This is a genomic window from Globicatella sanguinis NBRC 15551 (assembly GCF_001552295.1).
Classification (GTDB): Bacteria; Bacillota; Bacilli; order Lactobacillales; family Aerococcaceae; genus Globicatella; species Globicatella sanguinis.
The window spans coordinates 1-11448 of the sequence record NZ_BCQX01000073.1; the positions used below are offsets into that span (position 1 = coordinate 1).

3 protein-coding genes are annotated in these 11448 nt (G+C 35.9%); 2 read left to right on the top strand and 1 reads right to left on the bottom strand.

The genetic code is table 11. The features are described 5' to 3' along the window. The coding region (locus tag GSA01S_RS07000; protein ID WP_157064791.1) for a SpaA isopeptide-forming pilin-related protein at nt 1–1366 on the top strand (1366 nt) is incomplete at its 5' end. A 291-nt stretch (nt 1367–1657) separates the two neighbouring features. Here the strand turns inward: GSA01S_RS07000 and GSA01S_RS07005 are convergent. Beyond that, nucleotides 1658–2608, bottom strand: coding sequence for an ISL3 family transposase (locus GSA01S_RS07005; protein ID WP_066126128.1), 951 nt, complete (start codon nt 2606–2608; stop codon nt 1658–1660). 1740 nt (nt 2609–4348) lie between these two features. Between GSA01S_RS07005 and GSA01S_RS10945 the strand changes: the two genes are divergently transcribed. Next, nucleotides 4349–11371: a G5 domain-containing protein gene (locus GSA01S_RS10945; protein WP_066126130.1), complete on the top strand. Its 7023-nt coding sequence runs from the start codon at nt 4349–4351 to the stop codon at nt 11369–11371. Nucleotides 11372–11448 lie beyond the last annotated feature (77 nt).

Below are 11448 nucleotides of genomic sequence, written 5' to 3' on the forward strand. Positions count from 1 at the left end.
CACGCCGCCAGTAGACGATGAGGATAAAGAAGATGTTCCAGTCAAGCCAACACCAGAAGAAACAACAACAACTTCTGAAGAAGAAACAACAACGACTTCTGAAGAAGAAACAACAACAACAACTTCTGAAGAAGAAGAAACAACAACAACTTCTGAAGAAGAAACAACGACAACTGGCGTAATAACAACGGAAGAACCAACATCTTCTGAAACAACTACTTCGATTGTGACAGTGACAGTAACAGATACAACTTCATCAACTGAGGCACCTCAACCAGAGTTGTATGATGCTTCTATTAAGAAAATTGATCAACATGGTAATGCCGTTAAAGGTGTAACTTTTGAATTGTATCGAATCGTTAAAACGATGGTAGAGGATGCACCAGTAACAGTTGAACCAGCAGCAGTTGATACATCTGAAGTTGATGCAGCCATCGAAGCGTTAAATGAACAGATTGCTAATCTACAAAATCAAGTAGCTGTTTTAGAATCAGAACACGGAACGGTGATTTCTTCAGAATCAGTTGAACCGATTGTTGAAACATCAATAGTTCCAGAAGTTACGGCTGAAGATGGTACAATTATTGAGGAAAGCTATGTAACAGAAGTGTATATTGACCCTGTTACGGAAGCTCCAACTGTAATTGATCATTCAGCAGAAATCGAAAGTTTAAATGCACAAATTGTTCAATTACAAGAACAAGTGGTCGCGAAGTTAGCAGAGAAAACTGCAATGACAACGGAAGCAACCACAACGGCAGCACCAGTCGAAAGAATTGAAGAAGTTAAGATTGGTTCGTATAAAACTGATGCAAGTGGATTAGTACAAGTAAAAGATTTAGTTGAAGGTGAATATTACTTTGTTGAAACGGCAGCGCCAGCTGGCTATGATTTCACAAATGAACAATATCATTTTAACTTACCAAATGATAAACCAGTGTTGTTCACTATAACAAACTTCAATAACAATACTACAACCGTTGAAACGGAAACAAGTATCGTTACTGAAACGACGGAGGAAACAACTTCTGGAACAACGGAAGAAACGACTTCTGAAACGACGGAAGAAACAACTTCTGAAACGACGGAAGAAACGACTTCTGAAACAACGGAAGAAACAACTTCTGAAACGACAGAAGAAACAACACCAGGTGAAGAGGAAACCACGACACCTTCTGGTGAAGAAACGACAACACCGGGAGGAACAACACCAAACAAACCAAATACACCAAATACACCAAATAATCGTAAACATTTACCAAATACTGGTGAATCGATCATGAATAAGATTGTTACTACCACTATTGGTATTGGATTATTGGTTGGAGGATTCTTCGTGTCTCGTTCAAAACGTGAACATGAGTAATCAAATCTTTAAAATTAGAATGCTAGGTCGTTAAAATAGCATTCAAAGACTACTACCTAATTGATAGGGTAGTAGTCTTTTTCTATTCTTAGAAAACGGCTTTATTTAAAAAGGGCTCTACAACTTTTTGTGTGGACCCACATGAAATAGGCTATTTATTGTGTGGACCCACTAAATATTTAATAGGGGAGAAATGATAAAAATTCAGGTTGAAATTCGTTGTGATAATACGAATTTCAACCCGTATTTCTTTTTCGAATGTTCGTAATCGATTTACATTTTATTGTTAAATTAGTCTCTTAATATCCAGTTATCTTTATTAATAACATACATCATTCTGTTTCGACAACGTTCGAAGGAATGCATTCCTTTAGCGTTTCGAATAATATCCTTTATCGTTCCATTAGATGCTTCTGTAAAAGCATTTGATATTCGTATGCCGTCTATTCTAGTAAATGAGTTACAAATTTCTATTTTCCACCTTGTTAGTAACTTACCAAATTGCACTAATTCAGGAATGCCTGATTTAAGAAAATTATTGATATAATAATCAATTTCGAGTAACTTTCTTTCAGGTAAGTCATCGTAAGCATTAAAAAGAATGTATTCATCTACTAAACGATAAGCTTTTTCTAAATCAGGATGAATTTGAAGTATCAGTTCGAATAACTGAGCCTTATTGATATAGCGTTTTAATTTACGGTTGTATTGGGGCTTATTATGAAAATTACTTTTTCGATCAAAGAGTAAAAATTTCCAGTTTTTTAGTAGATAATATTCAATAGAATCGGAATGGTATTGGTTCATAATCAGTACTCTGATTTTGTCTAAGCTATCATTTAAGTTTTTGATGACATGGAATGAGTCAATGCAGATGATAGCTTTTTTAAAATGTATTCGTGCAATACCGTAGTATGTACGATACATATCGATACAGACATATTGGACTTTTTCTTTTTCTTTCTCATTTAAATGATAAAAATAACGATGAAGATCCGCTTTCTTTCTAGAAGAGATGACTTCAATTAATCGTTTTTTCTCAAAATCATTCATAACAGCCAAATAATTAGAGCTAATATTTAAGCTGGTGATATAGACTTCGTCAAAACATAGAACTGAAGGTAAAATGAATTTATCCGGATGATAATATTTATCAAAGTACCGTTTGGCAGTTATTTCTGAGACGGAAAACTGTTCGGCAGTCGACTTAAACGTTTCGTTTGGCTTCTTCGGATTTTCCATAATACTGTCGATTGTTGAATACGGAATAGTGAAATATCGAGGCGTAAGCCCGATACTATTCGAGAAAGAATCATGACATTCTTAACACTTATAACGTTTAATCTTAAGCAGAACGATCTTGATGTTACTATGATTAAAAGGTAAACGATACTTTTTTATAGTACCCTTTACTATGAAGATGAGAAGAACGACAATAAAGGCACTTTTGAATATTTCAATTCAATGAACATGAAAGGGTTGTTTTATCCATCGCAACGGCTTCACCAATATCTTGTAAAGAGTTGCGACAGAATATATTTAATATCATCGATCTTTCCATAATAATAACGTCCTACTGATAATACGAACATTCGATCATTATCAGTTTAGGAGGTTATTTAACCATAGTCTATTCAAACCACAACATTTGCTGGGGGATTTTACTCCCCACTAGAAGTTGTTGAGAACCCAATCCCCTGGAGAAGTGGTTATTCTATTTTTATATAGTGAACAAAAAACTAAATGTAATCTTACTTTTTAAAAAATAGTTAAGAATACTAAATAATATTGCTTAAAACCTACTGATATGCTATCTTTAGGATGATAGAGGACCTGAAAATTAGGTTTCACCTGCTATCTAAAGGATATAGCATTGAAGGGGGAATGTACCATAAATAGAATTAATTATAAAATTTTATTAATTGGATTATATTTTATCAAGTGGAACTTAATACTTTGTAGGCCAGGAAGGCATTTACGATTGAATAACAGGATTGTAATTGAATATAGTCTATAAAGTTTGAGTTGAAAAAATACTGTTTCAAAAGTTAAAATCAATCGCGGTGGTTTTGATAACGAATCTTTTGAACATAAAAGTGATACTTATAAAAGTAGTGAAATGTTTCATAATATTGATAGTTGTTTTTTATTAAATAAAGAAAAAATGTCGACATTCTTTAATACCTTAAATTTAATTGTTTTTCAAGTGACGAGCTTTTTTCAAAATGACCTTTGGATCAACGGTAAAAAATCGTAACCAACAGAAAGAAACTAAAGATGTTTGTCACAAACATGAAACCTTTAGATTGTTATATCATTTTGTACTCAAGTCATTTTTCTAAAGTGAAAAATATTGACTTAAATATTCAAAAAAGGATTCATAGGTAGAAAAACAGAAGTCACAATAGTTATATTTGATAAATAGGGAGGAATCATCAAGTAAACAGATGAAAGTAAGTGAGATAAAAACTTAGGAAATGGCTTTTAGCTAAGGATATTAGTTTTACTAGAGAAAATTTATAAGCAATTATCAAATCACATAGGAACGACTTAAAATTAGGAATTATTTATTTTTAAACTGAAAACCAATTAATAGTTGATTACTTTAGACAAACGATTTTGTTAATAGAAGAATAAACCATAAAATATTTTAGCACTCAGTATACGACTGAGTTATGAGACTTCAGAAACAAGCCAGTTGCACTCTATCTTATATTTTCTTTTAGGAGAGTCAGCTATAATCCCATTATCTTTTTGTATTTTTAATTCAAAAACTGATATATAAATTTCAGTGTTTTAATCGCAGTTTGAGTAGGATTGATAAGCAAAAAATGGCATATTATATTCATAATGAATTAAAAGATGGTACTAAATATTATCTTTTTAAAGATAATAACAAATGATTGAAACCTGTTGTTTTGTGATAGGTAAACAAATGGGTTTTATTTCAATATTTCAACATATTAAAGTAAGGAGAAAGACATGCATAAGCAATATAGATATACATTACGTAAAACCACTCTCGGTTTAGCCAGTGTTGCGATCTCAGCATTTTTAGCGGGTCAAGCGCCCACTGTTGATGCGGCCGAAGCAGCTGAGATTATAAATGTTGAAGGAACATTATCGGTAATAGGAGAATCCGAAACAACCGCCCCAGTTTCAGAAGTAGTTCCTGAAGCTAACACCGTAGAAGAAACACCAGCTGAGACACCAGTGGTAGAAGCAGCTTCAAGTGAGGCAACGGAAGCAGACACCAATAATCTCTCAGAAGCAGCTTCAGCCGAATCAATAGCAGAAACTGAATTAGCTGCCACTAACCAAGAAAATAATGAAGTTAATACGCAAGATGTTTCGGAATCAGCTTCATCTCAAGCAAAAGAAGAAGCGAGTGTAGGACCAGCTAGCGAAGGAAATCGTGAAGCTAATACAGTTGAAGAAACAGCACAAGATGAACTTGCTACCACAATGTCACAACCGAGTGCCACTGATGTTCAAGCGGAATCAGAAAAATTAGATATTTCAGCAGAAGTGGCAGCATCTCAACAAAGAGCAGCAGCAACTTCAGAACCTAACTATGCTGAAGATGAAAAGAAAATTAATAATTATAACGAAAATGAACGTTATAAAGAGACTGACCTCCAGCGTGGAGATACAAATCAAGCGCTTCTTAGAACTGATGAGAATGTAGAAAAAGACGGTTTAAAATTTAATTTTAAAAACCCGTCTGAAGAATCGCCAAGTAAGACTGAATATGGTTACCAAATCACTATTGACAAGAAGACAGGTCAAAGAACCTATACTATGGTTTATGTAACAGATTCTGGCCTTATACCTGTTTATCCAGGCGAAAAACCGATGATGGGCGAAGGAGATAAGTTAACCCCTGAATCTCCGGAGGTAACTTATAAGCCAAATGAAAATGGAGAAATTACAGCTGCAGGACGACAAAGAAACCTTGATTATAATGCCAGTGAAGAAACCCTAAAACATATCAATAACAAGGATAACGACTCTACTTCTTTTGGCTTTAATGATAATTACACTAGAGATAACCCCAATATTAAGTTTTTTGGTGATAGCTTCATCTTAGGTTACAAGGTCAATCCATGGCCAAATGAAAACGACAAGCTTGAAGAATTAAAACTTAACAAAAATAACTATGACGAAAAGTCTAAATACTTTGTCCAAGGTCAAGAAATTGATACGGGGATCAAGGTAGACAATATTGACGAAAATGCAAAAGAAAGAATCGTGGGTCAAGTCTATAATCCTATTACAGGTAAAATTGTACCGGGGGCAAGTGCCTATATTGGCGACAATGGTAATATCCACATTAAGATGCCGGAAGGTGCACTAAAGAAGGATGAAAACGGTAAAACTGTCATTAATGAAAATTCAATCTTCAATACGCCTGAATTCAAGGGCCTACAAACGTTTGATGTTCAGTTCTTTGCTCGTCCAAGAACAGCTGATGAATTTAAGACGATAGCAGAAACACCAGATGGTTCTGGTGAAATTGGAATCTATACAGAAACAGGTGCCGGTACTGCTGACATCAACCATAAAGGAACGAATGTCACAATCGATAAGCAAGGCATTGACCGCTACGACCATTATAACTTAATCGGTAGCTTTAATTTAAATCTTGACGATACAAGATATTACGACCAAAAATTCGAAGATGGAAATGGTGATGACACAACAAAAGTGACTTCATCAGCGGTAAAACCAGGAGAGCCATTTAAGGTAGGTATTGTAGAACCAGAAAATTCAGGTGAAACAGACAAATCTGCAGAAGAAATGAATGAAGCAGAAGCTAGGGGAGAAGCCTCTGGTAATTTGATCATGGACTTTATAGAACGCCAAAACAAGGGCAAAGCAGAAGTTGATCAATGGAAGGTTGAATTACACAAGGGAGATATCGCAAACTTCACCATTACGCCTCCTAAATCAGCTAAGGCCGGAGACTTTATGGCAATCCCAATTGAGTATACTTATACCAACGGATCAAAAGATGTTCACTGGTTCCACTTTGTTGTTCAAGAATCTGATTACATCAAGCCAGAGTATGAAACGCAAGTAAATTACCCGGCTAAAGAACAAACCTCACCCGCAACCGTAACAGAAGATGGTAAGAGAATTCCACCAAGTAGCTATACTCTTCCTAGTACTCTAGAGAAAGACGAGGCTGGCAACCACCTAGTTACCGATGATAGCGGAAATAAATGGACTGTAAAACTTGATGAAAAAACTGGACAAGTGACTGCAAAACCCGTCGTTCCTACAGCCTTTAATGGTGGTGAAAAACTTACTGTACCGGTAATAGCTCACTATGTAGACGAACAAAAACCAGGTGAAGACATCATTGAAGAAGTAAATGCTTACTTCGTAATCGAAGAAAAAGCAAACATGACCCCACGCTACAATGCAAAAGTTGGTCAAGAAGGAGACGTACTGTCTTCAGATGTTATCCTAAATACCGAAGATAAATACAACAGAAGACCAGGTAAGTACACTCTAGATTCTGATACTTACACAGATGATAAGGGCAATGTGTGGAATGTTACCATTGATGAAAAAACAGGTAAGGTAACTGCAATGGTACCGAATGCCGAAGAAGGCAAGACCGTTGACGGAGCCCTACTAAATGTCCCAGTAACAGCCCACTACTATGAAGAAGATGGTAAGTTAGAAGTTGGCACAAAGAATACAGAAGTTCAATTTATGGCTTATGGTACAAATGGTACGGTTGAAAAAATTCTAGAAATACCTTTTGAAACTAAAGTAGAAAAAGATCCGAAACTTAAAAAAGGTGAAATCAAAGTCATCACTGAAGGTGAAAAAGGATCCAAGAAGGTAACCTACAACATTGAAGATTCAAAAATCACAGATACTAAAGAAGAAAAACTAACAGATCCAATAGATCGTCTTATCTACGTAGGTGAAGGCACAAATGATGGAACTCACACGATTGAAGAAAAAGTAGAGGTACCATTTGAAGTTGAAGTACAATTTGATGATAGTCTTAAACCAGGGGAACAAAAAGTAACTCAAGAAGGCGTTCCAGGAGAAAAAACAAGAACGACAACTCTAACCATCCAAGATGGTGAAGTTGTAGATGCAACAACAACCGACTTTAAAACAACAACAGAACCTGTTAAGAAAATTATTAAAGTAGGTAGAAACACAGATGGTAAGATAGTACACGATGAAGTAATCCCATTCGAAACAAAAGTCGAAGTTAATAACGAACTAGCAAAAGGTGAATGGCGATATAAAAAAATAGGCGATGTTGAACTTAAAGGGAAAGTTGGTAGCAAGAAAACCACTTATACCATTGAAAATTCTGAGGTTACAGATACTAAAGTAGAAGAAACAAAACCAGAAAATGCTGTTATCGAAGTAGGTGGTAAAGACTTTGAAGGTGTGATAGAACACAAGGAAGAAATACCATTTAAATACAAAGTTGAAGAAGTAGATACCTTGAAAAAAGGTGAATACGAAATTGTAAAACCTGGAACAGTAGGAACTAAGACTACAACCTGGAAGATTGTAAACTCTCAAGTTGATGGAGAACCAACCGTTTCCACCAAAGCAGCAGAAGATGCAATTATCCGCGTTGGAAAGGGGACTCTTGACGGTACTCATAAGATTGAAGAAAAAGTTGAAGTACCATTTGAAACAATTGTAGAATTTGACGACAGTCTAAAACCAGGTGAACAAAAAGTAGAAATTGAAGGAGTACCAGGTGAAAAGACTAGAACCAATACCCTTACTATTGTTGATGGCGAGGTAACAAAGACTGAAGAGGGTACTTTTGAACAAACAAAAGCACCAGTTAAGCGAATTGTAAAAGTGGGAGCTGCAAAATCTAATGGCACATATGAACACACTAATACGATTCCGTTTGAAGTAGAGGTTAGAGTAAACCCAGAGCTTAAGAAGGGCGAACACAAAGTTGTTCAAAAAGGTGAAGTCGGGGAAGAAAAATACACAATTACGATAGAAAATTCTAAAGTAACTAAGATTTCTGATGCTGCGATCACAAAATCTCCAGTTAAAGAGATTATTGAAGTTGGTAGCCAAGATTTCACTGGTGAGATTAATTATGTTGATAAGGACCCAATTCCATTTGAAACAGAAGTAACAGTTGATCCAAGCTTAAAACCAGGTGAAATTGTCGAAGATCAAAAAGGTGAACTTGGAGAACAAGAAACCAAGATAACTAGAACAATCACCAATGGTGAGGCAAGCGAAGAAAATCGTGGCGTAACCAATGTAATAAAAGATCCTGTTACTCGGAAAATTAGAGTAGGTTCTAAGACAGATGGTCAATACAAAGATGTTGAAACCATTCCATTTGAAATTGAAGTCAGAAAAGACCCATCACTTAAGAAGGGTGAATGGAAATATGCCGAAATTAATGGTGTACAACAAACTGGTGAAAGTGGACTTAAAGAAAGAACTCTTACAATTGAGAACTCAAAAGTAACAGATGAATCTGAATTTAAGACAATCAGAGAACCTAAGAAAGCTGTTATTTTAGTTGGTGATGAAGACTTCACAGGTACTTTCGAAACTAAGAAAACTGAAGCTGTTGAATTTGAAACAGAATACAAAGTTAACAATGAATTAAAACCAGGCGAAGTCAAAGTAGTACAAGATGGAGAACTTGGTGAAAAAGAAACACCAGTCACCCACACTATTGAAAATGGGAAAGTTACTAAGTCTGAAAATGGCGAAACTAAACAAACCAAAGCTCCAGTTAAGCGAATAGTTGAAGTGGGTCCAGGCACAACGGATGGTACTCACACATACACAAGCAAGAAACCATTTGAAGTAGAGGTAAGAGTAAACCCAGAACTTAAGAAGGGTGAGCACAAGGTAGTTCAACAAGGTGTTGAAGGGGAAGAAGAATATACGATTACGATTGAAAACTCAAAAGTTACGAATACTTCAGAACCAAAAGAAACCAAAGCGCCGGTTAACGAAATTATCGAAGTGGGAACTGAAGACTTCACTGGTACGCATGAAACGAAGAAAACCAAGGCGATTGAGTTTGAAACAGAATACATTATCGATAATTCACTCGAACCAGGTACAACTGAAGTTATTCAAAATGGTGAACTTGGTGAGGAAGAAACAACCATAACTCACACAATTGTGAATGGCGAAGTTACTAAGTCTGAAAATGGCGAAACTAAACAAACTAAAGCGCCAATTAAACGCATTGTTAAAGTAGGCCCAGCGAAGACGGATGGCACTCACACTTACACAAGTAAGAAACCATTTGAAGTTGAGGTAAGAGTAAACCCAGAACTTAAGAAGGGTGAGCACAAGGTAGTTCAGCAAGGTGTTGAAGGGGAAGAAGAATATACGATTACGATTGAAAACTCAAAAGTAACCAATACTTCAGAACCAAAAGAAACCAAAGCGCCGGTTAAAGAGATTATTGAAGTTGGTAGCCAAGAATTTGAAGGTGAAGTAAAACACACAGAAGAATTACCATTTGGCTACAAAGTAGAGGAAGTCGACAACCTTCAAAAAGGTGAATACAGAATTGTGAAACCTGGTAAAGTTGGAATAAAAACTACAACTTGGACAATTAAAGACTCTAAAGTCGATGGTGAACCAAAAGAAGAAATCGTTCTAGCAGAAGATGCCCTAATCCAAGTAGGTAAGGGAACTTCCGAGGGTACTCATGAAATCAAAGAGAAGAAAGAAATTCCTTTCGAAACTAGAGTTGAGTATGACGATACTCTTGAAGCAGGCCAACGTAAAGAAACTGGAGGAACACCAGGTGAACAAGAAAGAACGAATACTCTTGTAATCAAGGATGGTAAAGTTGTTGAAACCAAAGCAGGCGAATTTAAGACAACGAAAGATCCTGTAGAAAAAGTTATTAAGATCGGTACTAAACCAATTGTGAAAGAAGTAGAAAAACCATTTGAAACAGAGTATATTTATGATGAAAACGTTGAAATGGGCAAAGAAGAAGAAGTAACACCAGGTGAAAATGGAAAAGTTACAATTACTACTTCTTACGATAAAGATCAAGGTAAGCTTGTTACTAAGGAAGAAGCCAAGGATTCAGTTAAGAGAGTCGTTAAAGTTGGTACTAGACCTGTTGTTAAGGAAGAATCAATTCCTAACAATACTCAATACAAACATAATCCTGAGCTTAAAGATGGAGAAATCAAAAAAATTAAGGATGGTACTCCAGGAAAAGTGATCATCACGACTAGTTTCAATAAAGAAACTGGCAAATTTGAAACGAAAGTTGAAAGAACCGAACCTACTGATGCAGTTTATGAATATGGTTCTAAGACTGATGGTAAAGTAACGGTTGAAAATGAAGTTCCTTTCGAAGTAGAAATTATTGAAGATGCAGAAATGGAAGCTGGTAAGTCTGAAACAGTTCAAGAAGGAAAAACTGGTAAAAAAGAAACCACAATTACAATAGAAAATAGTAAAGAAGTTTCTAGGGAAGAAAACATCACAGAACAACCAATTAAGAAGATTGTAAAAGTCGGAACTAAATGTAAATGTGAAATCCCACCAGTAAATCCGGAAGATCCAAAAGATCCAGAAAAACCTGAGATACCAGAGGAATCTGAGACCCCAGAGAAACCAGAAGACCCTGAGACTCCAGAGAAACCAGAAGACCCTGAGACTCCAGAGAAACCAGAAGACCCTGAAAAACCAGAAGAGTCTGAAACTCCAGAGAAACCAGAAGACCCTGAGACTCCAGAGAAACCAGAGGACCCTGAGACACCAGAGAAACCAGAGGAACCTGAAACTCCAGAGAAACCAGAAGACCCTGAGACTCCAGAGGCACCAGGCGAGAAAGAACCGAAAAGATTTACAGAAATTCATTATAATAAAGCGAAAGTCTTACCTGAAACAGGTGAAGAGAGTTCAAAATCATTATTGGCTATTGGCGTAATGTCTTTACTTTCAGGATTTTCTCTTATTACAAAAAAATCCAAAAAAGAAGACCATTAAAATAGGGTCAATTGATTGATTAGGGAGTTGGCAAGAAGTAGAAAATTGAATAATTTTCGCTTCGTCTACCTGCCTCC